Raw genomic sequence first — 25,095 nt, 5'->3', positions numbered from 1 at the left:
CGATATGGAAAAGAAAAGACTCCTCTCCCTTGACGTGCTTCGCGGAATGACGGTTTGTTTGATGATACTTGTGAACAACGGCGCCGGCGAACACATTTATGCTACGCTGCAACACAGCAAATGGAACGGAATGACACCCTGCGACCTCGTCTTCCCTTTCTTTCTTTTCATCATGGGTATATCCACATTCCTCAGCCTGAAGCAGACAAACTTCGCGTGGAACAGGCAGACAGCATACAAGATTGCCAAGCGAACGGTGCTCTTGTTCGCAATAGGTTTGTTCATCAATTGGTTCGACCTACTGCAGCAAGGCCGTGCCTTAGACTTCGAACACCTCCGGATATGGGGCGTCATGCAGCGAATTGCCATCTGTTATGGTGCCGTCAGCGTCTTTGCGCTCAGCATCAACCACAAACGTATCCTACCCCTGATTGCAACGCTGCTGATGGCCTACGCTATGTTCCTGATGCTCGGAAACGGCTATGCCTACGACAGCCAGCAAAACCTTATCGCACAAATCGACATTCACCTTTTCGGCCAAGCACATCTCTACCATAAAAGCCCCGTCGACCCCGAAGGACTTGCCAGCAGTTTGCCGGCTATAGCCCACACGCTCATCGGCTTTTACTGCGGCAGACTGATGGCTATGGCCCGAACGACGGAAGAGAAAGTATTGAAATGCCTGTTAGTCGGCGGCGTCCTTGTTCTCATCGGCTATCTGGCGAGCTTCGGCCTACCACTGAACAAACGCATCTGGAGTCCGAGTTACGTCTGCATAACCTGCGGATTGGCCGCAACATGCTTGGGTCTCCTGATGTACGTCATCGACATGAAAGGCGTCTCACGCTCGCGATTGACCTTCTTTCTTGTTTTTGGAACCAATCCTTTGTTCCTCTATGTAGTCAGCGAACTGCTCTCCATTCTGTTCGGCAGCCGGGCATGGAAGGAAGAGTTATACGGCACGCTTCATGCCATCATCATCAATCCCTATCTTGCTTCATTGGTATATGCACTGCTCTTCACCCTGCTCCATGCAGCCATCGGCTACCCGCTGTGGAAGAAGAAAATCTACATCAAGTTATAAGTGAATAAGACCTCCAGTGGAAGTGCAAGAGGACTTCCATTGGAGGTACGATCGGACTCCTATTGGAGGTATGAAAGGACTTATACTTAGAGTCCTTGACACCTTATACTTAGAGTCCTTGAGGATAGATAGTATCTATAGGAAAGGATAGATAGTATCTATGCAACAGGATAGATAGTATGTATCGGAGAGGATAGATAGTATCTATACAACAGGATAGATAATATGTGTACAATAGGAATGATATTGAAGGTCAAGCCGGATGTTGAGCCTAAATCGGACCGATATAAGGAATAATGGGAACAAAATAAAAGGAATTTGCCGAGAGACAAATTCCTTTTATTGTTTATTGGTCAGAAGCGGTAGCCCAATGTCAGGAGCAACTGATGACGCTTGTTGTTCACTTTGGTCATGGTTGCGATGTTGTCCTCCGGAGACGACGTGTTACTTTCGTAATAGTTCATAAACGGATAGAAGTCCCCTTTCTGTGCACTGTACTGATAAGCCAAGTCGATATTGAAATTCTTGGCCGTATAGCCTAAGCCGCAAGTGAGACGGTTCGTAGCTTTCCAATTCACAAAGCTCGTAGAACTTGCATAGTATGAGCCGGGAGAAGCAACGGTTCCATTCTTCGCACCATTCTCATTGAACATCGCACTCAGGTAATTATAGCCCACACGTACCGCCAACTCGGGCATAACCTTGACCTCGGCTCCCAACTTCAGCGTGTGAACGCCCTTCAACGTGGCCTCCGTGTGCGCATTCATCGCCTTATCTCTGTGGCTGTTCTCGTAATAAGAACCAGACCAAGAATCATAATAACCGCCATCTTTGATGCGTGTGCTGATGGCTCCGTAGTCGGCATATTCGTAAGTGGCACCCAAGGCAATGAAGTTGCCTATCGTATGGCCCAAGCTCAAGCCGAACTTCCAAGGCGTGTCTATTCTGAAGTCGTAGGATTCATTCGTTGGTTTTGCTACATTTCCGTCGGTCATCGTCGAATAGTTCGACGTTGTCAGGTCATACCATGTCGGCGTATGGATATAAACACCCAATCTGAATGCGCTTGCGTCGAACGGACGGAAGACTGCGCCGAACTTTACGTCATATCCCGTACCCGTTATCTCGCGATTGTCGTTCAAAGTCAGGCCGGGGATATTATCCCTGTTGGGTGCAAAGTTCTCGGTGTATTCGGAATAGCTGCGATAATGCACATCGTGCAGCCCAACAGTCAGGCCCAAGTAAACGCGGTTGTTGATGTTTCCGCTCATGTTGAAATCATATTCGCCGATATAACCTTTGTTTTCCTCATTATAGAGATAGCCTGTCGCCGGGAAGTTATAGTACTTCTTATCCTTGTTATTATAAAGCAGATTCTCCATATAGAGGTTATCTATCTGATTATAGGTCATGCTTTTCTTATCAGTAAAGATGCCCTTACGATACTTCTGATACGTCAGTTTGTTCTGTGATGCATTATCCAGCGTATTGGCTGCACTTAAAATCTGGTCGAAGTTGCGGCTCTTGTGATAGTTGAAACCTATGTTGAAAACCGAATTCGAGGTTTTATTGAGCACATATACAAAGCCTATCTGGTCGAAACTGGCGTTTGTCTTGCCCAAAGTGTTGAACTTGGTTGCGTCTTGCTGGCTGACAAGTCCAAAGGACATGTCGACCTTCGACTTGCGGAACAGACCTATGCCCGCAGGGTTAGTGCCCATCGTCGATATATCGGCTCCCAATGCCTCCATTGCACCGCCCATACCGACATAACGGGCCGTACCGTTCAAATCGTTATCAACGAGCTTCGTATTCTCATAAGTCTCCTGAGCCATTGCAGGCAACCCACATAGGGAAAGCACTGCAATAGAAATATATAAATTTTTCATATCCATTCTTTTACTTTGTTGTTTTATAGCTTATCTACGTCCACCGAACGAACCACCGGAAGAGAAGCCTCCGCCTCCTCCGGAGAAGCCTCCTCCGGAATGACCGCCTGAGAATCCGCCACCGGAATGAACGCTACCACCGAAAGAAGAGCCCGAGTTAAAGCTGCTCGAATTATAGGAACGAGTGGGAACCTGATTATAGGAACCGCGTGAAGGACTGTTATTGTAAGAGCGTGAAGGTATGTCCGTGTTGCCATTGTTGTAAGAACGACTGCCACCCACGGCCCTTGAGCCTCCGAACATGCCGCTGTTACCAACACGAACGCCCGGTGTTGACGACATAGAAGAGCGGCTACCGCTGAAACGACTACGCGCTTCGCCAAACGAACCGGTTGGGAACGAAGTTGAATTGGAAGCATAACTATGGTTCATCGTGCCTGTCGGACGATTATAGCTTACGTATCCACTATAATAAGGATAGCCATAATAACCGCCATAATAGCCACCGTAATACCATGGACTGTACCATCCGCCATACCAACCGGCATAACCATAGTATGGATAGCCATAACCATAGCCGTAGTAACCATAATACCATGGATCATACCAAGGGTCATAGAACGGGTCGTACCAGCCATAACGCCAGCGAGGACCATAGCCCCAATAAGGGCCAAAGCCCCATGAATAACTATAATACCACGGATTATAGAAACCATCCCAGCGACTCATGCGCTGTGTGTATCTATAATCGTCGGCATCTGTCATGGAATCATAATACTTTCCGACAAAGGTGGTGTCGATATACGTGGAATCGGGATAGACACCCTTGCCCTTGGAGAACTGAATAATGTCGTTTCCCTTTCCGTCAGTGCCTATCTTCTGATAGTGACTCCAATATTTCCCGCGACGATTGTACTCATCAACGCTGCGGTCACTGCCTGAATAATAGGTTGATTTTTCAACCATAGGGCCGGTTTCCGAACTCTTTTTCGGTGTGAAATAGAGGTCGTCGTCCTGTGCCATCATTGATAATGGCAAAAATCCGGCAAGAACTGTCATGAGAACAAGCTTTTTCATATTATTGTCTCCCTATTTAATTACACTTATTTTCAGTTACAAAATTATTTATTCTTCTATTGCAAAAATAAGGAAATTCCCTAATCGGCGATAGGTTTTTCCCTATTTTTTATATATTTGCACCAAAATTAAACAACATTATGAAGTATTTCGAGATTGATTTCAAGCTGGAATGCAACCCAGAAACTGCTGATGACGCACGCGCTTTGCTAGCAGATGCAGCCGGAGAGGCCGGTTGTGAATCGTTTGAAGACACTGAAAACGGACTCAAAGCATTCGCCCAAACGGAGAATTGGAATGAAGACGTGATGAAGAAGGCTATCGAACATTTCATTATACCGGGCGTTCACATCACTTATACAGTGAGAAATGCTGATGATAAAGACTGGAACCAAGAATGGGAGGCACAGGGCTTCGAACCTATCGATATTGAAGGAAGACTCTTGATTTGCGATGCCAAGAAGCCTGTTCCCGCCACAACCGGCAAGACAGAGCATGTTTTCATTGACGCAAGATTGGCCTTTGGGACCGGAACACACGAGACAACGAGATTGATAGTCTCTACCCTGCTCCACCAGAACCTGAAAGATAAGCGTGTGATCGACTGTGGTTGTGGCACCGGAATATTGGGGATTGTCGCCGCGAAGCATGGAGCAAAGCGTGTTATCGGATATGATATAGACGAGTGGAGCGTAGAGAATTCCCGGCATAATGCCGCACTTAACGGCGTAGAAAACATGGAGGTGTACCATGGCGATGCCAATGTGCTGAACCATATCAGCGGGGTTTTCGACGTTGTCATGGCCAACATCAACCGCAACATACTCTTAAACGATTTGGAAACTTTTAAGAATGTCATGGCCAAAGGCGGCTTGCTGATACTCAGCGGCTTCTATTTGGCCGACATTCCCCTGCTTCTGAAACATGCACGACAACTTGGATTGGAAGAATTCGGACGGAAACAAGAGGGCGATTGGGCCTGTCTTATCCTTACGTTGTAGGCGCTTTGCATGCGCTATCATCCAAATGGTTATCCTTTTTGGTTCATTCAGAAAACAAGTCCGTCCCATATCGCCTGACAAAATGACCCATTTCACCGCACAATATGGCCCATCTTACACGGTGAAATGGCTGATATTGAGGGCTAAAATGGCTGATATTATGAACTGATAGTAAGGCATTGATTATCAACATCTGCCCGATATGTTTTCAAGATCTTGACATTTACGAGTCATAACCTTGTGGTTTACAATTGACAAGCTTGTGGTTCTATATACGAAAAAGGTCTACCGGACAATAATATAAAAAGATTTCACGCATATTCCAAAGCGGATATGCGTGAAATATAAAATGGGAAAAAGACTATTTAACAATGCCTTTTTCAAGGTATTCGGCCAAATTGGTACGCACCTTCTCGGCTGCACCCTCCGAAGCCACTTTGGCCATGTCACTATCGACCATGAGGTTGACGAGTTCTTCGAAGCTCGTTTTGTCGGGATTCCAGCCCAATTCGGCCTTGGCCTTGGTGGGGTCGCCCCATAGGTTGACGACGTCCGTCGGGCGATAGAAGTCGGGGCTGACTTCAACGAGCACTTTTCCCGTGGTCTTGTCAATGCCTTTCTCGTCGATGCCCTCGCCCTTGAACTCCAGTTCGATGCCCACACGCTTGAAAGCATAGTAACAAAACTCGCGCACACTGTGCTGTGCGCCCGTAGCGATGACGAAATCTTCAGGTTTGTCGTGCTGCAAGATGAGCCACATGCACTCCACGTAGTCCTTGGCATAGCCCCAGTCGCGCAATGAACTCAGGTTGCCCAGCAAGAGTTTGTCTTGTTTGCCCTGCTTGATACGTGCGGCGGCCAGCGTAATCTTTCGCGTGACGAACGTTTCGCCACGGCGTTCGCTCTCGTGATTGAACAGAATGCCCGAGCAGCAGAACATGTTATAGGCATCACGGTATTCACGCACAATCCAAAAACCATATTGCTTGGCCACTGCATAGGGGCTGTAGGGGTGGAAAGGCGTGTTTTCGTTCTGCGGCACTTCCTCCACCTTGCCGTAGAGTTCTGACGTGCTGGCCTGATAGATGCGGCAGGAATCGGTGAGACCTAATTGGCGAACGGCTTCCAACACGCGTAGCACACCGACAGCATCCACGTCGGCCGTGAATTCGGGCGAGTCGAAACTCACCTGCACATGGCTCTGCGCCGCGAGATTATAGATTTCTGTCGGTCGGATTTGGCCGACGACGCCCAGAATGCTCATCGAGTCACTCAAGTCAGCGTAGTGCAAATGAAAATGAGGATGGCCCTCCAAATGGGCAATGCGCTCGCGGTAGTCGACGGAAGAGCGGCGTATGGTGCCATGCACCTCGTAGCCTTTCTCCAAGAGGAACTCGGCCAAATACGAACCGTCCTGTCCGGTGATACCAGTGATAAGTGCTGTTTTTCTTTCCATTATTCTTTTATTTGTTTTCGGAGAACTGCTTGATACGCTGTTCTTCGGATAGTTTACAAATCAATAGCCGGCCATCGTTCTCGGCAACGATGTAGCCGTCGAGCCCTTGCACGACCACTTGCTTCTCCTGCATGGTGTGGACAATACAGTTGTGGGAGTCAAACAGTGTAATATTGTCGCCGATGAGACTGTTACCGTAGAGGTCTTTTCGGCTTTCGGCAAGCAGACTGCCCCATGTGCCGAGGTCACTCCAACCGAAGTCAGCCGGGCACACGAAGATTTCCTCGGCTTTCTCCATGATGGCATAGTCCACGGAAATGCTCTCACATTCGGGGTAGCGTTCATCAATGAACGACTGTTCTTCTGCCGTCCCGTAAATGCGTTCCATTCCCTCGAAGACTTTGGAGATGGCGGGCTGATAGACCCTAAACGCGTTGACGATGGTGCCAACACTCCAGATGAAAATGCCTGCATTCCAGAAATAATTGTTCTGCCGGATATATTTCGTAGCCGTATCGGCATCGGGCTTCTCGCGGAACGAATCCACGCGGAAAATCTCCTTATTGCGAGGCGAAGCGGTGGAGAGGTCAGCCTGAATATAGCCGTAACCCGTTTCGGGACGGGTGGGTTTCATGCCCAATGTGACGATAGCATCAGTTTCGCCCACGAACTTCAGGCATGAAGCGACAACACGCCTGAACTCTGCCGTGTCGGTAACGATATGGTCGCTTGGTGTGACGACGACGTTTGCCCTCGGGTCTTTCGACTTGATACGCCAGCTGACATAGGCAATGCAGGGTGCCGTGTTGCGACGGCACGGCTCCAGCAGTATATTCTCAGCCGGAATATCGGGCAATTGTTCCCGACAGCTCTCGGCGTAGTCTTTGTTGGTCACGACCCAGACGTTCTCGGGTAGGCAAATTCCTTTGAAACGGTCGTAGGTCAACTGCAGCAAGGAACGCCCAACGCCCAGCACGTCAATAAACTGCTTGGGGCGTGCTGCCGTGCTCATCGGCCAGAAGCGACTGCCGACACCGCCGGCCATGATAACTAAATGATTATTTTTATCAGCCATAACTCTGTAATTTTTAATCAGGCCCAAAGTTACATAATTTTCCATACATGGGCAAATGATAAGGAATGAAATTGCCCTCGGGCATAAAAATCGAGAACCTTGTTGATTCACCTCTGTACATTATAAATTGTAAACTGCTACCGTTGGCTATATATTGGCAGAATTCTAAACATTCAAGACAGAACCCCAATTCTTAATGGATGATACCAAGAGTTGACCTCCATGTTGGAAGCGGACACGTTCTCCTCCTTTTTTGCATTGCTTAAGTCTTCCACCGGGCTCTTTGGGGGCTCCCCCCCCCCGGCCGCAAGGCAAGCCCCGTGTTGTTTTGCATAGTGTCAAACACCACCAAGATTTTGCACTTCTATTTGGAAAGAGCCGGCGGAATTTCCGCAGATACATTTCTTAACATTTACAGCTTGGCGGAACTTCCGCAGACACGTTTCTTAACATTTTATCTTCGGCGGAACTTCCGCAGATACGTCTTTTGAGTTTTGACTTCCGGCGGGGCTCCCGCTGATATGTATTTTACCCCTTGACTTTCGGCAGAGGTTAAAAGCAGGCTTTTAAAGAACTTGTAAGCGTAGTATTTCTGTCGTTTCGGATGTTACGCTGACGCTGTCATCTATCCTTCTCCCCACGACCCAAATAATCTTATCGGCTGCATCGACGACAACCAGCTGACGTTGTTTCTCGTCTAATGAAAGTTTCAGGTCTGTCAGCAGGTCGTTGACGAGCTTACTCCCCTTCATTCCCAACGGGCGGAATCTATCGCCCTTGTGGACATGACGGACAAGCAGCGGGAAACGGACGCTGTCAGCAGCCAATGTAACGATGTTTTTACTACGACTCGGGGAAAAATCCGATGGAATATCACACAAGGCGACATCAAACTTCATCACATCATTCCAGACATAGCGCCCCGGTTCGGTCAGACTCAGGGAACGGTTCGCGTCCTGAAAAAGAGGAACGACAATCAGTTGTCCTCTGCTCACGACCAGTTCGTGCGACTTCGATAACCATTTTCTCCCCGAAGGCGCATCGAGTGAGCATGCAATACTTTCTATCTGGGCCGATGAAAACGCATATTTTTTGAGAATGGAATACAACGTGTACTCCGGTGCCGTTTCTTTTTTCAGCTGCCGAATGTCTATGACACAGTTGTCCGCCCCTTGATGAGAGGTTACTGCCGCAATGCTTTCAGTCATAGCTTTATCGAATGTCTGCGCCACAAGCCCCAATCGTTTGGCTGTCGAAGCAATGCCGTTTGACACGGAAGGATTAATTTCGCGGAGCAGTGGTAACACTTTCAGCCTGATCATATTCCGCTTGACATTGGCAATTTGGTTGCTGCAGTCTGTCACGAACGCTTGCCCGATACCGGATAAATATGCTTCTATGTCGGAACGGCCGATGGATAACAACGGCCGAACGATGAAACCGTTTTTCGGTTTTATTCCCAATAGCCCGTGAATTCCGGTTCCGCATATCAGATTAAGCAAAAAAGTTTCGACGGAATCATCGTTATGGTGGGCCACAAGAATGGCATCTGCTCCCAAATCTTTTCTCAATTGTTCAAAATAACGATAGCGCAGTTCGCGTGCGGCCATCTCAATGCTGACACGATGAAGCTTGGCATAGGCTTTTGTATCGAAATGAACACGATGGAATGGGACCTTTTGAGCGAGGCAAAGTTGCTCACAAAATAATTCATCACGCTGAGATTCCTCTCCACGCAATTGAAAATTGCAGTGAACGGCAGCGAAACGATAGCCGAGTTCTATCATCACACGGAACAGAGCCACACTGTCACTGCCCCCACTTAAAGCAAGCAGATAGAAACCATCGGTCTTCAACAAACGGTTCCTATCGATAAACGCTTTGACACCATGTGCGAAACTACTCAACATAAAGCACCAAGCCTTTCAAGTATTCTCCCTCCGGATGGTAAATGTTGATGGGATGGTCTGCAGGTTGATGAAGTTGATGCAAAATCCTCACCTTGCGCCCTGCCTGCGCCGCAGCTGTAAACACAGCATTACGGAAGTTTTCTTTTGAAACTATCTGAGAACAGCTGAACGTAAACAAGATACCGCCCTGCTTAATGCGCTGCAATCCTTTCACATTCAACCGAGTATAACCTTTCAAAGCATTATGAAGTGCTTTGCGATGTTTGGCAAATGCCGGAGGATCGAGAACTATCAAATCATATTTGTTGGCGTTGTCTGTATTGTCCAAATACTTGAACGCATCTTCACAAAAGGTCTTGTGGCGTTTATCACCGGGGAAATTCAAATCAATGTTTCTGTTTGTCAGTTCTATGGCTTTGGCACTACTATCAACGGAATGAACCATCTTGGCTTGCCCACGCATGGCATAAACGGAAAAGCCGCCCGTATAACAGAACATATTCAGTACGCTTTTGTTCTTAGCATAGTGCTCCAACAGACTGCGATTCTCTCTTTGATCGATAAAGAATCCCGTTTTTTGTCCATGTAACCAGTCCACATGAAACTTCAACCCGTTCTCAATGGCAATATCATTGTCTGTCCCGCCATGAATAAAATCGTTTTCTTGTTCGAGTTCGGCCTTGAATGGAAGTGTGGTCTCACTTTTGTAATAAACGTGCTTCATGCGGTTACCCATAACTTCAACCAATGCACGGCACACCGCCTTGCGGGAAGCATGCATGCCTACGCTGTGTGCCTGCATGACCATCGTTTCGTCATAACAATCTATAATCAATCCGGGCAGAGCGTCGCCTTCGCCATGTACCAATCGATACGTATTGTTGTTGTCATTATCTGCAATGCCGATGCGTTGCCGCATTTTCAAAGCACTTTCCAAATGACTACACCAAAAAGAATGATTGATTTCCTCTTCTGAAAACGAAAGCACGCGTACGGCAATAGAGCCAATCTGATAGTGACCGACCGCAATAAAATCGTTCGTCGCAGTGAATACATTGACGATATCTCCCTCTTCTATGCCTTCTTCCATGTGATGAATGGCACCCGAGAAAATCCATGGATGGAAGCGGTTCAACGATTCTTCTTTCCCTTTTTTGAGATAGACAGATTTATACATAAGTTCAAATATTTCGATGATTAACAAAACTTGTCAGACAGCATAGTCATTGTTGTTTTCAGTAACCTCCAGCGGAACGATCAACTCATAATCTTTTGTCTCATGCAGTCGCTTAACCTCTTCATAGAGTTTAATACAACTCCAAGCGTCCGTGGCTGCATATTGCTTCTGTTTGTCATTCAATATATCTGCTTCCCAATTTGTCAGCCGTTGTCGTTTACTTATCTTTTGATGAAAGAGATTGGCATAAAGCTTCTGAAGACTGAGATCTTTTATACCAATCTCACCTACCACATTCTGTAAATCGATAAAATATCCCGGTGTAAACTCTGTGCGGCGGTGCAAAGAAAGAATGTCGTCATGCCATGACAAACCGATTTTTGGAACGGTCTGGTCTTCTAACAATCTTATAATTGAGGCAGGCATTCCTATATCGTTAAGCCGGAATAAGAAACAAGTGTCACGCGATGCAACTTGCAATAATGCAACCTTATGCTGTTCTCCCTTATGAAAGGTCGGCCGGGTTTCGGTATCTACGCCTAAGATATCACGCGATAAGAGATAATCAACGGCCTTATCGGCATCTGTCTCACTGACGATTGTAATGATCCTTCCCGGAAATTGAACGATAGGGAGATTGGTAATCTTTTTTTTATCAAACTTGCTGTATATTGTCTTCTTCATTATAAATGGCTTGTTCCAACGTGCAAAATTAGAAAAAAGTTACGAAAAGAACGCCTTTTCTCGGAATTTTACACTAATTTTGCAAGAAATACAATATCGACTCTATAAACATGGCAAGGAAAAAATCTGACCGCAAACCCAAGAGTATTGGTGAGGCAGTCGGCTTTCGCAATATTTTCAGTAATGAAAAAACAGATTTCCTTTTAGGACTTATACTCCTCTTAATTGCAATTTATGTAATCATAGCTATGGTCTCCTACTTCTCTACTGGGCAGGATGACCAAAGTATTCTTGAAAGTTTAAGGCATGGAGAATGGATAAACTCTAACCGTTCGATTACAAATTATTGCGGTTCCATCGGAGCCATTGTGGCTTACACCCTCATGTCGGTTAATTTTGGCCTGCCGGCTTTCATTATTCCAGCTTTTATTGTCTTAGTCGGACTGAAACTGATGAGCATCTATACCATCAACCTGTGGAAATGGTTCTTTGGTATGATGTTGACCATGATATGGTGTTCGATAACATTTGCCAAGTTCCTTACTCCTGTCATGGGAAATTTGTTCTTTAATCCAGGTGGTAATCACGGATTGTTCTGTGTTCAGCAGTTAGAGAACATTGTCGGTGCCCCAGGATTAATCGTAATTCTGCTTTTCACGGCACTTGCCTTCTTGACTTATCTGAGCGCAGAAACGATTTTTATTATTAGAAAAGCGATGAATCCGGTGAAATATCTGACTTCTAAAGTCAAGTTCACGGTTACGAATCACGAGATAGACACAGCTGACTCCGAACACAATACAGAGGCTGATAATAACGAAGAAACTGAAGACAGCAATACGATAAATCAGGGATTGCCCGAAGATTTTCCTGCCCCTGTGGTGGATCTTACCGATTTTGGAAACATTGACAAAGATACATTACCAGCAAATGCAGTTCCCACGCTGAGCGTTACGAACAATTCAGAGCCTCAGACAGCAAATGACAATCGGCTGACAGTGAAGATTGCCAAGAATGAAGAGAAAGCTGGCAGTGCAGTTGTGAACTTGGAAGATATCCTTAGTACACCTATAGACCCTTTGGAGCCTTTTACTAAGTACAAGAAACCAACGCTTGAGCTTCTGAAAAAGTATGACGAAGAAGACAAACCCAATGTTGACATGGAAGAAATCAAGGCCAACAATGCCCGTATTGTCGAAGTGCTTAACAGCTTTGGTGTATCAATCAGAGAGATTAAAGCTACCGTCGGCCCTACCATTACACTGTATGAGATTACTCCGGCCGAGGGTGTACGCATCTCTAAAATACGAAACTTAGAGGACGATATTGCCTTGAGTCTTTCGGCACTTGGTATTCGTATCATTGCTCCTATACCGGGTAAGGGGACCATTGGTATTGAAGTACCGAACAAAAGGCCGCAGATTGTCTCCATGGAGAGTATTCTTAACTCCAAAAAGTTCAAAGAAACAAAGATGGAACTGCCCTTGGCATTGGGAAAAACCATCACCAACGAGGTCTTTATGGTTGACTTGGCCAAGATTCCCCATTTGCTCGTTGCCGGTGCGACAGGACAAGGAAAGTCTGTCGGCCTGAATGCGATTATCACATCATTATTATATAAGAAGCATCCAAATGAACTGAAATTCGTTCTTGTAGACCCAAAGAAGGTCGAGTTCAGTGTCTATCACAAGATTTCGGGACATTTTATGGCCTGTCTGCCTGAAAATGAAGAAGAGCCCATTATCACCGATGTCACCAAAGTGGTCAGAACGTTGAACAGTCTCTGTGCACTCATGGACCATCGCTATGATTTATTGAAGATGGCTGGTGCAAAGAACCTCAAGGAATATAATGCTAAATTCGTCAATCATAAGCTTGATCTCACAAAAGGCCACGACTACATGCCTTATATTGTTGTCATCATCGATGAGTTCGGCGATCTTATCATGACAGCTGGCAAGGAAATAGAACTTCCGATTGCACGTATTGCACAGTTGGCACGCGCTGTCGGTATCCATATGGTGATTGCAACACAACGTCCGACAACAAAGATTATTACAGGAAATATTAAAGCTAACTTCCCCGGAAGAATGGCATTCCGTGTGAGTTCCCAGATAGATTCGCGCACAATTCTTGACCGTTCCGGCGCAAATCAGCTTGTAGGTCGGGGCGACCTCCTCTTCTTGAATGGCAATGAGCCTGTCCGCGTGCAATGTGCCTTTGTCGATACACCCGAAATCGAGCATATAAACGATTACATCAGTGAAGAGCCCGGCCCCATAGAGCCTATGGAACTTCCCGAACCAATCGAGGATAATAGCGGTGGTAGTATAGGTGACGGGGCAACTGACATTTCTTCACTCGACCCTTACTTCGAGGAAGCGGCCCATGCAATTGTTCTTTCCCAGCAAGGTTCAACCAGTATGATTCAACGTCGCTTCTCCATTGGGTACAATCGTGCAGGGCGATTGATGGATCAGCTTGAACATATGGGCATTGTCGGTACTGCGCAAGGAAGTAAACCGCGTGAGGTGCTGATACAAGATGAAAACCAATTGAATGCCCTTATCATGCAGTTACGTAACCGACAAGCTTGAAAGAAAATTCATCATCAACAATGCATATAGTTGATTGACTTTCAAAGACTTTTCTATCTTAGTCATATTGCGACTTGATTTCAGCCATTTTATCGCCTGATATGACTGAGATTGCGAGGTAAAATGGCTGAAATCATTTCTGAGTGAAATAAACATTGCCGAGAACTCATGCGAAACATTCTACATTTCCATGCACATGTCATTTTTATTGCTGTGCGGAAAATGTTTATCGGACAGCAATACTTATTCTATAATTCCTGCTGATTTCCAGTTTTCGACAAGACGGGTAACATCTTCGAGCGCTTTTTGCGCATCAACCTGATACGTCTCGGTCAGCAAATCGACAAGATCGTCGTGTGTGAATTCTTTTCCTTGAATATTGTTCCATAAGAAAGCAGACGTTTCGTTCATGCTGATGATATTGCTGAAATCAATATTCGTCTCGCCCTCCGCAACAATAATGTTCTCACCACAAACGTTGCGAAGTATAAATCCTTGTTTTGTTTTCATACGTGTTTATTTATTATTAAATCAGTCCGAAACACTTTATCCACACGCGTCGGTAAAAGGCCAACAGATAGCGGCGAATGGGAAAGAGAAAGAGCCAAAGGCGTGAATATAGCCGCCATTTCAGACCATCGGTTCGGTCTAGATAGTTATGTTTCTTTCTGTAAAAGCCGATGACAGCGGCCTTGACGTCTTTCTGCAGACAATGCTCGCATGCCAGATTGCCGTCGCCACGAAGGACGACATGCTCGCCATCAATTGCAATGATGCGATGCAAGACGTAGAACTTCGGGCGCACCTCTGCCAAGACGGGGTCTCCCACCTTCAAACGGTCCGGCTTTGTCAACAGTGCCTTGTCGCGATTGTCTTCCAAGAACGGACGCATGCTGAACCCACGAAGCGGGAGCGTCACGGTGTGCCCTTGTTCGATTAACGAGATAACCTCTGGTATCAGCTGTTCATTTGGGAAAATCTTCTTCACTCTGCGGTTATGGTTTGGTGACACAATTCAGCAGCATGCCGATCGGCCCTGCAGTGCAAGGTGTATATGGGGGTTTTGGCCATGATGTCGCTTACGATGCTGCAAATATGATTGAAGATATCGGCATCCCACTTCATCGACGAACACGATGGGAGGAGTGTAGCGAAAGCATTTACCACAGAAAGATGCTCAATGGAGTTCTCCCGGGCGCGTGCTATCTGTGTAATAGCCCCTAAGCGTGCCTTTACTTTGCGGTAGCAAGGTGTTTTTCCACTCCACGGACTCCCATAGATATATGGCGTACCATTGATGAGCCGGATAATTGGATTGTCGTCATTCATCAAATCGCAATCAGGGATAAAGCGCAGCCAAAGGCTGACGTGCGTGCTCTTGCCCGTGCCGCTCTTTGCAATGAAAGCATAACCATAATTATTATTCCTGACCAAAGATGCATGTATCAGCACCGTGTCGCGCTTACTACCCGCAAAGGCCATCGTCAGCATGAGTGCATTGTTAAGACCGAAACTTTGCATATTCAAACTTCCATTGAGTGCACACGAACACGTCCTGAAGTCTTTATCGCATATCAATAAAGCACACGCGTCCCTGTTGATGTTCTTGACGACGTATTGATAACCGCCATCCGAAAGCTTGTCTACGACAGTATCTCCATTTCCGGTATCAAAAGTCCTAATGGGATGCCGCCGACTTTTATCAACGGCCTTTAAGTGATTGTCTATCGTAAAACCGAACAATAATTCTTCGTCGCTGACGGCATCACATAAAAACGGCTGAAACGAAGGCAATAGGCTTAAGAGCGGAATATTGCCGTCCAACTGACTGATTTTTATATAATGCTCGGCAATCTCGAAATAGTAATCCATATGTTTTACGATAACAGTATCTAAAACTAAGATTGTGCCCGATTACTTTCCTGCTTTCTTGGTTTTCACGGCTGATTGCTTTGCTACAGAGACGGTATTCCCTTCAGGAACGATAGCCTCATAACGGAACTGTTCTGTTGTGAGATACTTTATAGTAAGGGGAGCTGTATTCTTTCTTCTTGTTCTTTTCTGAGCAATAACCGCATACTTATTTCTCAGTTTCTGATATTTCTTTTCTATGACATCGCGTGCCGTTGCCCATAATGTCACACAAGTTGCATGCTCAAAGCCCTGTGAAGTCAAGTAATCACGCAATTGATATGAATAATTATCGCGACCAAACAGGAAATGATTCTTATCTATTACAGCAGAATCCACCTCTTGTATATCGGTGAAAAAAACGGTTGAATCATTAAATGAAGCTGCGAAACCACAAAGGAATACCTTGTTTTTGTTTCCGGCAAATACCGTGGTACAAACGGAAAACACAACCACTATCAAAAAAAATCTTTCCAATCTCATTACCTTCTGTTATTTATTTACTACAAACGTATATAAAGTTATTTTATTGTCCAAGATACGTTTTCAGATTCTTACTCTTCGCATGATGCCGCAACCTACGAATGGCTTTCTCTTTTATCTGCCGCACACGTTCACGAGTCAGACCGAACTTATCTCCTATCTCCTCTAATGTCAGTTCCGATTGATTAATACCGAAAAAGGCCTCAATAATGTTACGTTCGCGTTCGCTTAATGTTTGGAGTGCATTCGAAATTTCATCTTGAAGAGACTCTCTAACCAAGACATTATCTGCCATAAGCGCATCACTATTAGGCATGATATCCAAAAAAGTACAATCATCATCATCTGTAAAGGGAGCATCAACAGAGATTTGCCGTCCATTCATTTTAATGGCATCTGCAATCTTTTCTTCCGGAATATCCACCTTCTTCGCTATTTCCTCTATACTGGGATACCACTCATTTTCTTGCTCGAACTTATTGAGTGCACGCTTTATTTTGTTTACGGACCCAACCTGATTTAATGGCAATCTTACAATTCTACTCTGTTCTGCTATTGCCTGAAGTATACTCTGCCGAATCCACCAAACTGCATAGGATATAAACTTGAAGCCACGTGTTTCATCAAATTTTTCAGCAGCTTTGATAAGACCGAGGTTACCCTCGTTTATTAAATCAGCCAAACTTAATCCTTGATTCTGATACTGCTTTGCGACTGAAACCACAAATCTCAAATTAGCTCTCGTCAATTTCTCTAATGCCTGACGGTCTCCTCTCCGAATTCGTTGTGCAAGTTCAACTTCTTCCTCAACAGAAATCAGTTCTTCATGCCCTATTTCCTGCAAGTATTTATCGAGCGATGCCGTTTCTCGATTAGTAATTGATTTTGTGATTTTCAGTTGTCTCATTAAGTGCTAATCTCTATACAGTAGGCAAATATACAACTTTTATATGTAACGTGCAATTCTTTTTATCTTTTTTACAAAACTGGAGTCTACTGATTTCTGTAAGTAAAGCCTCCCCCATCAAGTGCAACATTCCGAATAATACTTGTAAAACTCCGGCTTCGATATTACGAAGTTCAATGTTTCCCTTGGTCTTCTTACCATACTTGCGCTTTTCATGATGAGGAAGTTCGTGCTGCGTTCTGCCCTATGTGCGTTCGATATGAGTCCTATGGAGGAAAAACTGCGTCTCTGAAGCATCGGATTAATGGAATACAAAAAAAGAAGGCTCGTCCGAGGGCTCGGCTGGAAATTAAATGGAAAAAGAACAGTTATCCGAGGCCTTAGATGTAAAATTAATTAACGGAAAATGCCATCCGAGACCTCGGATATAAAATTAATTAACAGGAAGTACTACCCAAGGCCTCGGATGTGAAATTAATTAACGGAAAATGCTATCCGAGGCCTCGGATGGAAGAAAAAGAAAGATTAAACTGTTTTCCGAGGGCTCGGATGATAAAAAAGTAAAAAGGAACTGTCATCTGAGGGCTCGAATGAGAAAAGAAGCTGTCGTCCGATGCCGTAGAAGCTATCGGGTGGGTTCTTTTACCCTGAGCTGCACTCTCCATCGTGAGAGTGACTTCTGCAAGTTCCCCGGGAATATATCGAACTCACGTTACATCATAAAAGCCTATATGCCGATTTCATACTTTTATTGTCAAGTTGAGAAGGTAGTTATCCAGTACCACCATTGCAGCCATTGCCTCGACAATAGGGACAGCTCTCGGGAGCACACAGGGGTCGTGGCGTCCATGCGCATGAAAAGAAGTAGCATCTCCATGCTCATCTACCGTTTCTTGTGGCATTAAAAGCGTAGCAACAGGCTTAAATGCAACTCTGAAGAATATATCCTGCCCATTACTGATGCCACCTTGAACACCTCCACTATGATTTGTGACTGTGGAGATATTCCCTTTTTGAGAATGAAAGACATCATTTTGTTCACTTCCACGTTTCCCCACTCCGGCAAATCCCATACCGTATTCAAAACCTTTCGCGGCGTTAATACTGAGCATTGCAGCTCCCAACTGCGCATGAAGTTTCCCGAACTCCGGTTCGCCAAGTCCCACCGGACAGCCTTTTATGACACAACTCACGACACCACCAATCGTGTCTCCTTCGTTTTTCACCTGTTCAATGAGTTCTGCCATTTCTGTAGCTTTCCGTTGGTCCGGACAACGAACAATGTTATCCTCTATAGTATCCAAATCATATTTATGATAATCATTCTCTAAAATGATACTTCCCACTTGCGAGGTATAAGCTTTAATGTCAATATGTAGCTTCCTCAACACCAATTTAGCCAAAGCACCACCTACGCAACGCGCTATTGTCACACGAGCGGAAGAGCGCCCTCCTCCCCGATAATCACGCTCGCCATATTTCTTGTAGTAAGTAAAATCTGCATGAGAAGGACGAAACAGCGCACGCATATTGTCGTAATCCTTAGAATGTTGATCGGTATTATAGACGGCAAAACCAATCGGGGCCCCCGTAGATTTACCTTCAAACACACCACTGAAGAATTCAACTTTGTCCGGTTCCGATCGACTCGTAGTTATTTTGCTTTGCCCCGGGCGACGGCGTTTCAGCTCATTTTGAATAAAATCAAAATCAATCTCAATACCAGCCGGCATTCCGTCAATGACACCCCCTATAGCAACTCCATGACTTTCGCCAAAGGTCGTAAGTACAAATATATTACCAAAACTATTTCGCACCATATCTCATACTATTTTGCATCAATGGCAACCACAACCACCTTCGCAGTTTCCGCCACCACATCTTCCGCTACAACTACCGCAGCCGCTTTCTCCATTCAGCATGTTCACAAAATCGGTTATTTCTTCACTGTCAGCTTCGTGGCTCTCTATGACCTTTCCGACAAAATTAAGTTTCTTGCCGGCGAAAGGATGGTTCAAATCAACCTTCACCTTATCTGCCGTGACAGTGAGTATGCGACCATTAAAGCGATTTCCATCTTCATTCTGAAGTGGTACGATTGCCCCGACAACAATGTGCGCTTCATCGAACTTGCCATCAACCTTAAAGACAGATTTGTCAAGCTCAATCACACGTTCTTGATAATACGCACCATAAGCCTGTTCAGCCGTTAGCGAGAAATCGAAACATTCTCCTTTGCCCAGATTAACCAACGCATCTTCAAAAGCAGGAAGTGTAACACCGAATCCACTCAAGAAAACAAAAGGACGATCGGCCGAAGTTTCTTCTACCAATTCTTTTTTGCCCTCTGTCACATCATACAATTTATATGAAGCAACAATGTATTTATTAAGAGACTTCTTCATGATGGATAAATAAAACAAATAGATTAAACGCTTTGCAAAGATAGTACTTTTTGCCGAAAACATAAACAATAAAACAATGTGAGTTCGATAGACGAAGAGATTTTTAAAGCTCTTTTTCCTATTTTCTATGTCGTCGCACAGGCGCGAAACACAAAATTTGCTATTTTTTACTTGTCACTCACGAACGAAACGCAGAATTTATTGTTCCTAAGGGGCTGATATCCAACTCACGTTAAAACAAAGGTATGATTGAAATCAAACGACTCCGATAATCTCTTGGATACTTCTACAGCCATGTGCATCAAGCCAACTGTTTATTCCATCTTTCACCTTTTTTGTTATCGTAGGATCAATAAAATTGGCTGTTCCTATCTCAATTGCAGTCGCACCACACATCATAAACTCAATGGCATCCTCCGTACTGCTAATACCACCAAGCCCCACAACAGGAATTTCAACAGCATGAGCAACATCATAAACCATACGCAGGGCAACGGGCTTGATAGCCGGACCACTCAAGCCTCCGGTGCGGATACTCAATAGAGGTTCGCGCTTTTCTATATCAATGGCCATCCCCATCAATGTATTAATAAGCGAAACGGCATCTGCTCCCTCCTCTTCACATGCACGGGCTATAGATACAATATCCGTCACATTTGGAGAGAGTTTGACAATTAAAGTTTTCTGATAAACAGCCCTAACCGCTTTGACAATACCCGCCGCACCGGCACATGATACACCAAATGCCATACCGCCTTCTTTGACATTAGGGCAACTGATATTCAATTCTATCGCAGGAACCGCGTCCAATTCATTGATTCGCCGGGCACATTCGGCATAGGTCTCCGCACTGTCTCCACTTACATTGACTATTATATTCGTATCAATATCCCTAATTTGTGGATAGATATGCTTACAAAAATAGTCAATACCCTTATTTTGAAGCCCAACACAATTCAGCATTCCACTTGCAGTTTCCACCATACGTGGACTGTCATTACCCTCACGCGAATGTAAAGTAGTACCTTTTACTATTATGCCGCCAATCTCATGTAATGGCACTAAATCCGCAAACTCCAACCCGTAACCGAAAGTACCAGAAGCTGTCATCACGGGATTCTTAAATTGAAGATTGCTTATTTTTACATTTAAATCTGCCATAATAATTTCTTAATATTTAACACCGGTCCTTCTTTACATATACATATATTTCCATCAATAGTCTTCTCTACACAACACAGACATGCCCCTAAACCGCAAGCCATTTTATTCTCTAGCGAGACTTCACATTGTATATCATTCGCATATGCATATTGTGCTACATTCATCATCATTGGTTTGGGACCACAAGTAGAAATACTTGAAAACTTTTCTTTTTGGAGAATCGAATGATTAGTTACAAAGCCTTTTTCTCCCATACTTCCATCTTCTGTTGTAATAAAAACACGGCCAAGTTGTTGGAATAAGTCCAACTCTAACAATTCATTCTTTGTCCTAGCACCCAAAATGAATGTGGGTTTTCCTTTATTAGCCCTAATCTCATGTCCCAAATAAAGAAGGGGAGCTATACCCACACCACCGCCAATTAATAATATTTTTTCACTTGAATCGTTGGGAAGTGTAAACCCATTACCTAAGGGATACAAACAATTCAAAGTATCTCCAACCTTAAGTTTACCCAATTGTTGAGAACCATCACCTATCATAGCTATCAATAACCACAGCTCATTTTGCTGATAGTCTACTAAGTTTATTGAAATTGGACGCCGAAGAAAAGTAGAGGGTGAATTGTCAACCCGAACTTCAACAAACTGACCGGGAATTGTTGGTGGTAGTGTTTCTTCTGTAGTAAGTTTCAATAGCACATGCTTAGAACTAAGAATCTCTACAGATTTGACAGTCAAATCTTGAACGAATTTCTTCATATTTGCTTTTGCAATTTGGTTGATGCAAATATAAGAAAAAAAAACATTCTAACCAATAGCTAACTTTTCTGTGGGACAAAAGTTTCCCAAGTTCTATCATCATAAAAGATTCTTATCTCAGAAATCTTGCGTTGCGGCTTTTCAATTATTTTTACCGTTTTTTCTTTATTATCAATAAGCGTATTACCTATATTCTGAATTCTTTCTTGGTCTTGATCAAAAAGTGAAGGAGTAGGAGATTTTGTTTGCTCACCAAAATGATTTAAGCCCTCTTTAGCAGCAAATGTTCCTTCTACAACCTCCAAATTAGACCTCGCTTTATCGCTATTATACATTGGACCTACACCAAATATCAACCATTCAAGTGATAAAGATGGAATTTTTGAACGAATAGCCTCAACAACGGTCAATGTTGGTTTAGTTCTTCCATTAAAAATACTACTCAATGATGCAGGAGATATTTGTATGAATTGTGCAAAGGTCTGCTGAGTCATATGCTGACTTTCCATGATTGTTTTTATTCTATCCTTCATAAACCTTTATATTTAATTAGAGTATAACATTCAATTTTCATTGATTTTACAAAGGTAAAATGAAAAAATAACACACACAACATTTGTATATTAAATTTAGTTACTCAATTTTTAAATTTTTATATTTAAAATTTAGTGTTATAAATATACAAATATATAGAATATATATATCGCAACAAAACAAAATTTCCCATAATGAAAAATATCAAAATAGGTAATATAATATTTAGAGTGTAAATATATGTGTTATATATAATTAGCTATAAAGAGTATTGTATTATTTATTCAATATCCAATATTAAAATGCAAAGAAAATACTATATTCTATTATTTAGTTTATAAAAAACAAATAAACGGCTGAAATTCAAATAGGTATCTTATATGTCGACTAAAGAATATACATACGTATAATTATATATATCCATATTTCACATTTACAAACCTTTATTCCGATAAAAAGGAATTATTTATAAACGAGTATTTTATGTTTACATGGCTAAAATAATATTCAGAGCTTTTGGTTTTCGTTTCCGAAGTTTTAGAATGTAAAACGTTAATAAAAACTAATCTCGAAATCATAGTGTGCCAAATCGATAAAAAATAACATAATTCACATATTCTTGATAAGGGATTTCTTTGCTGAAAATATACGAGTTTTAGAGGTGGAAAAACTATGGTAAAACGTTTATTTATCGGAGATTACCATAAAAAAAGTACTCTATAAGAGCACTCAATCTAGAAAAAAATAGTATTAAAAAAGACACATTTAATGCAAAATGAAGAAAATAAGTTCCTTCATTAACTCACTTGAAGCTGTATTTGGATTATCTAACCCCTTACTTTTGGCATCTATTTCTCTTATTTTTGAAATTATCTGCATCGTTTTCATTCCCGAGTAATTTCGCATCCCAGTAAGATAATCTCTTGCAGCCCATCCATTTCGTAATTCCAAAAATTGTGCAATCGCATTTTCATTACTTCGGTTTGGTGAATAAAATGCTATCATCAAATTTTCAAAGTAAGAAAAGAGCATTGGGAGAAAAGAAAACAAGGAGCCAGCCTTGGGATTGTTGTCAAAATATTTCGTAATTAAATTAGCCTTATAGACGTCTCTTTGAATAATAGCACTTCGTAATTCAAAAGCATTAAAATCTTTGCTGACCCCAATTTCCTTTTCAACAATTTCCGGAGTTACCATTCTGTCAGCTTCAGAAAAAGAAATCAAAATCTTATCAAGCTCAGAAGTTAGTCTATGTAAGTCGGCCCCAACATGATCCGCAATCATTTGGGCCGCCTTTTGCTCTACAGTAATCTCATGTTGCATGAAATAAGATGTTATAAAACCCGGCAATTCGCGCTCATAAAGCTTCTTACTCTCAAAAATAACCGCACCACCTACCTGTGCTGCTGGAATAATCTTCTTTCTTTTATCAATGCTTCCATTCTTGTGACAAAGGACAAGAACTGTGGAAACCACCGGCTGCTTGAAATACTTCACTAAAGGTTCTGTACCCTTCAAATTCTGTGCTTCTTTTACTATCACAACTCGTTTTTCGGCCATCATTGGAAAGGCTTTGGCTGAATCCACGATTTGTGAGGCCGAGATATCTGAGCCGAACACTACGGTTTGATTAAAATCACGTTCTTCCGGCCTCAATACATGTTCAGCAATATAATCAGAAATCTTATCAATATAATATGATTCGTCACCCATTAATATATATATAGGTGAAAAATGACGTGCTTTTAAGTCACGCATTATCGTTTCATACGATGTTCCTGTATTTTTCTTTTCAGGCATTTCGCTCTATTTTATTTTTTATTGTTTATCTTTGCAGAAAACAAGAAACAAAGACTTATCCTAAAAGGAAGTCTTTTTCATCAACCTGTTCTTTATCTGCAAAAATAATAAAATGATTCCATTAAACCTACCCGATTACGAAATAAAGTTATCCGGAACGCCTACCAAACCAACGATTTTCGACATTTTACGTCGCAAGTACGTTGCCCTTACTCCAGAAGAATGGGTACGCCAACACTTCGTTCATTTTTTGATTAATCACAAAGGATACCCCGCCACCCTTTTGGCAAATGAAGTGAGACTCAAGATAGGCAATAAAACTCTTCGAGCTGACACAGTCCTTTATTCAAGAGAACTCAAACCACGTATCATCATAGAATACAAGGCACCTCATATCGCCATTACTCAAAAAGTGTTCGATCAAATTACAACCTATAATATGCTTCTTCATGTAGATTATCTCATCGTCTCAAACGGCATTCAACATTATTGTTGTAAAATGGATTATGACTATCAAAAATATTTATATTTAGGTGATATCCCAGCCTATCAAGAAATTTAACAAAAACAAGCAAGAATAAGCCTTCATTTATAGCTATATTCCTACCTAATATCCGGAGAATTCAACTCCAAATTAAGACATATTGATTTTTTTCCTTATAGGAAGTCCCCCTTTGGATTATAATTTAATAGCACGACCATTTTTTCCTTTAGTGAGCGTTTGACATCTATCAGCCGTTGATTTCGACTTCCTCTGAAAATCAAATCATTATCTTTCTGAGTCTCTATAAAAGGACCATCCACCAATACATCAATGTTCTCCAGCAACTGACATGACACTTCCTTTTTCATTAAACTCTCAAAAACGAACCCACTATAACACCATATCGTCTTTTCCGTCTCATGTTTAATAGCCATTGCCAGTTCCAAGAAGCCTTCAGGCTGGAACATCGGATCCCCACCTGTAAAAGTAACATTGGCAAAAGGGTCAGAGACGATCTCTCTCATGATTGCATCGGTCGTCATTAATGTGCCATGACGGATATCCCACGATTGTGGATTATGACAGCCCGAACAGGCATTTGGACATCCGGCACAATAAATCGAAGTGCGAAACCCCGGCCCGTCAACCATTGTGTCGTGCACAATCTCCAAGATACTTATCATTACTCATATATAA

At 43.2% G+C, this 25,095-nt stretch carries 23 protein-coding genes; 4 read left to right on the top strand and 19 right to left on the bottom strand.

Annotation, left to right across the window (positions count from 1 at the left end):
* Nucleotides 1-4: 4 nt before the first annotated feature.
* Nucleotides 5-1,084 carry an acyltransferase family protein gene (locus H164_RS0102235; protein ID WP_019967111.1) on the top strand — a complete coding sequence of 360 codons (1,080 nt, stop codon included), beginning with the start codon at nucleotides 5-7 and terminating at the stop codon, nucleotides 1,082-1,084.
* A 353-nt stretch (nucleotides 1,085-1,437) separates the two neighbouring features.
* Here H164_RS0102235 and H164_RS0102230 read toward each other — a convergent pair whose 3' ends face one another.
* Nucleotides 1,438-2,973, bottom strand: coding sequence for an OmpP1/FadL family transporter (locus H164_RS0102230; protein WP_025829968.1), 1,536 nt, complete (start codon nucleotides 2,971-2,973; stop codon nucleotides 1,438-1,440).
* A gap of 30 nt (nucleotides 2,974-3,003) precedes the next feature.
* Complete coding sequence (locus tag H164_RS0102225) at nucleotides 3,004-4,050, bottom strand: hypothetical protein (protein ID WP_025829969.1); 1,047 nt, start codon at nucleotides 4,048-4,050, stop codon at nucleotides 3,004-3,006.
* Between the two features lie 140 nt (nucleotides 4,051-4,190).
* Here H164_RS0102225 and prmA point away from each other — a divergent pair, with 140 nt between their 5' ends.
* Nucleotides 4,191-5,051: a 50S ribosomal protein L11 methyltransferase gene (gene prmA, locus H164_RS0102220; protein ID WP_019967108.1), complete on the top strand. Its 861-nt coding sequence runs from the start codon at nucleotides 4,191-4,193 to the stop codon at nucleotides 5,049-5,051.
* 361 nt (nucleotides 5,052-5,412) lie between these two features.
* Here the strand turns inward: prmA and gmd are convergent, their stop codons facing one another.
* The 5 genes from gmd to H164_RS0102190 form a co-directional block, all read right to left on the bottom strand.
* Nucleotides 5,413-6,507, bottom strand: coding sequence for a GDP-mannose 4,6-dehydratase (gene gmd / locus H164_RS14345; RefSeq protein ID WP_019967106.1), 1,095 nt, complete (start codon nucleotides 6,505-6,507; stop codon nucleotides 5,413-5,415).
* A 7-nt stretch (nucleotides 6,508-6,514) separates the two neighbouring features.
* Nucleotides 6,515-7,582, bottom strand: a complete 1,068-nt coding sequence (locus tag H164_RS0102205) for a mannose-1-phosphate guanylyltransferase (RefSeq protein WP_025829970.1) — start codon at nucleotides 7,580-7,582, stop codon at nucleotides 6,515-6,517.
* A gap of 566 nt (nucleotides 7,583-8,148) precedes the next feature.
* The gene (gene tilS, locus H164_RS0102200) at nucleotides 8,149-9,492 is read right to left on the bottom strand and encodes a tRNA lysidine(34) synthetase TilS (protein WP_019967104.1); all 1,344 of its coding nucleotides are present in this window, start codon (nucleotides 9,490-9,492) and stop codon (nucleotides 8,149-8,151) included.
* Nucleotides 9,482-10,669, bottom strand: coding sequence for a class I SAM-dependent rRNA methyltransferase (locus H164_RS0102195; protein ID WP_019967103.1), 1,188 nt, complete (start codon nucleotides 10,667-10,669; stop codon nucleotides 9,482-9,484). The genes tilS and H164_RS0102195 overlap by 11 nt, the downstream gene beginning before the upstream one ends.
* Before the next feature lie 33 nt (nucleotides 10,670-10,702).
* Nucleotides 10,703-11,353, bottom strand: a complete 651-nt coding sequence (locus H164_RS0102190; RefSeq protein ID WP_019967102.1) for a 3'-5' exonuclease — start codon at nucleotides 11,351-11,353, stop codon at nucleotides 10,703-10,705.
* 110 nt (nucleotides 11,354-11,463) lie between these two features.
* On the opposite strand from H164_RS0102190, the gene H164_RS0102185 reads away from it, so the two are divergent.
* On the top strand, nucleotides 11,464-13,950 hold the full coding sequence (locus H164_RS0102185; protein WP_019967101.1) for an FtsK/SpoIIIE family DNA translocase: 2,487 nt from the start codon (nucleotides 11,464-11,466) through the stop codon (nucleotides 13,948-13,950).
* Nucleotides 13,951-14,193: 243 nt separating this feature from the next.
* Here H164_RS0102185 and H164_RS0102180 read toward each other — a convergent pair whose 3' ends face one another.
* The 11 genes from H164_RS0102180 to holA all read right to left on the bottom strand — a co-directional run bounded on the left by H164_RS0102180 (nucleotide 14,194) and on the right by holA (nucleotide 23,915).
* Entirely contained in the window at nucleotides 14,194-14,460 is a 267-nt protein-coding gene (locus H164_RS0102180; protein WP_019967100.1) for a PqqD family protein, read from the bottom strand.
* A 16-nt stretch (nucleotides 14,461-14,476) separates the two neighbouring features.
* Nucleotides 14,477-14,938 carry a S24/S26 family peptidase gene (locus H164_RS0102175; protein ID WP_019967099.1) on the bottom strand — a complete coding sequence of 154 codons (462 nt, stop codon included), beginning with the start codon at nucleotides 14,936-14,938 and terminating at the stop codon, nucleotides 14,477-14,479.
* Nucleotides 14,935-15,822 carry a hypothetical protein gene (locus H164_RS0102170; RefSeq protein WP_019967098.1) on the bottom strand — a complete coding sequence of 296 codons (888 nt, stop codon included), beginning with the start codon at nucleotides 15,820-15,822 and terminating at the stop codon, nucleotides 14,935-14,937. The genes H164_RS0102175 and H164_RS0102170 overlap by 4 nt, the downstream gene beginning before the upstream one ends.
* A gap of 42 nt (nucleotides 15,823-15,864) precedes the next feature.
* A complete protein-coding gene (locus H164_RS14340) occupies nucleotides 15,865-16,344 on the bottom strand; it encodes a hypothetical protein (RefSeq protein WP_025829975.1) in 480 nt (159 codons plus the stop codon).
* 43 nt (nucleotides 16,345-16,387) lie between these two features.
* Nucleotides 16,388-17,251, bottom strand: coding sequence for a sigma-70 family RNA polymerase sigma factor (locus tag H164_RS0102160; RefSeq protein ID WP_019967096.1), 864 nt, complete (start codon nucleotides 17,249-17,251; stop codon nucleotides 16,388-16,390).
* Nucleotides 17,252-17,991: 740 nt separating this feature from the next.
* Complete coding sequence (gene aroC, locus H164_RS0102155; protein ID WP_019967095.1) at nucleotides 17,992-19,071, bottom strand: chorismate synthase; 1,080 nt, start codon at nucleotides 19,069-19,071, stop codon at nucleotides 17,992-17,994.
* Between the two features lie 18 nt (nucleotides 19,072-19,089).
* Nucleotides 19,090-19,656, bottom strand: a complete 567-nt coding sequence (locus H164_RS0102150) for an FKBP-type peptidyl-prolyl cis-trans isomerase (RefSeq protein WP_019967094.1) — start codon at nucleotides 19,654-19,656, stop codon at nucleotides 19,090-19,092.
* Between the two features lie 255 nt (nucleotides 19,657-19,911).
* Complete coding sequence (locus H164_RS0102145) at nucleotides 19,912-20,817, bottom strand: dihydroorotate dehydrogenase (RefSeq protein ID WP_019967093.1); 906 nt, start codon at nucleotides 20,815-20,817, stop codon at nucleotides 19,912-19,914.
* Nucleotides 20,805-21,581, bottom strand: coding sequence for a dihydroorotate dehydrogenase electron transfer subunit (locus tag H164_RS0102140; protein WP_019967092.1), 777 nt, complete (start codon nucleotides 21,579-21,581; stop codon nucleotides 20,805-20,807). The genes H164_RS0102145 and H164_RS0102140 overlap by 13 nt, the downstream gene beginning before the upstream one ends.
* A gap of 59 nt (nucleotides 21,582-21,640) precedes the next feature.
* Nucleotides 21,641-22,114: a helix-turn-helix domain-containing protein gene (locus H164_RS0102135; RefSeq protein WP_019967091.1), complete on the bottom strand. Its 474-nt coding sequence runs from the start codon at nucleotides 22,112-22,114 to the stop codon at nucleotides 21,641-21,643.
* 766 nt (nucleotides 22,115-22,880) lie between these two features.
* Nucleotides 22,881-23,915 carry a DNA polymerase III subunit delta gene (gene holA, locus H164_RS0102130; RefSeq protein ID WP_025829977.1) on the bottom strand — a complete coding sequence of 345 codons (1,035 nt, stop codon included), beginning with the start codon at nucleotides 23,913-23,915 and terminating at the stop codon, nucleotides 22,881-22,883.
* A gap of 112 nt (nucleotides 23,916-24,027) precedes the next feature.
* On the opposite strand from holA, the gene H164_RS0102125 reads away from it, so the two are divergent.
* Nucleotides 24,028-24,477: a type I restriction enzyme HsdR N-terminal domain-containing protein gene (locus H164_RS0102125; protein ID WP_019967089.1), complete on the top strand. Its 450-nt coding sequence runs from the start codon at nucleotides 24,028-24,030 to the stop codon at nucleotides 24,475-24,477.
* Between the two features lie 95 nt (nucleotides 24,478-24,572).
* Here H164_RS0102125 and nrdG read toward each other — a convergent pair whose 3' ends face one another.
* The gene (gene nrdG / locus H164_RS0102120; protein WP_025829978.1) at nucleotides 24,573-25,082 is read right to left on the bottom strand and encodes an anaerobic ribonucleoside-triphosphate reductase activating protein; all 510 of its coding nucleotides are present in this window, start codon (nucleotides 25,080-25,082) and stop codon (nucleotides 24,573-24,575) included.
* Nucleotides 25,083-25,095: the final 13 nt, after the last annotated feature.

Origin of the sequence: Segatella maculosa DSM 19339 = JCM 15638 (assembly GCF_000382385.1) — a bacterium.
Taxonomy (GTDB): Bacteria; Bacteroidota; Bacteroidia; order Bacteroidales; family Bacteroidaceae; genus Prevotella; species Prevotella maculosa.
The sequence above is the reverse complement of the archived record's forward strand: the minus strand, read 5'-3'. Positions and strand labels throughout refer to the sequence as shown.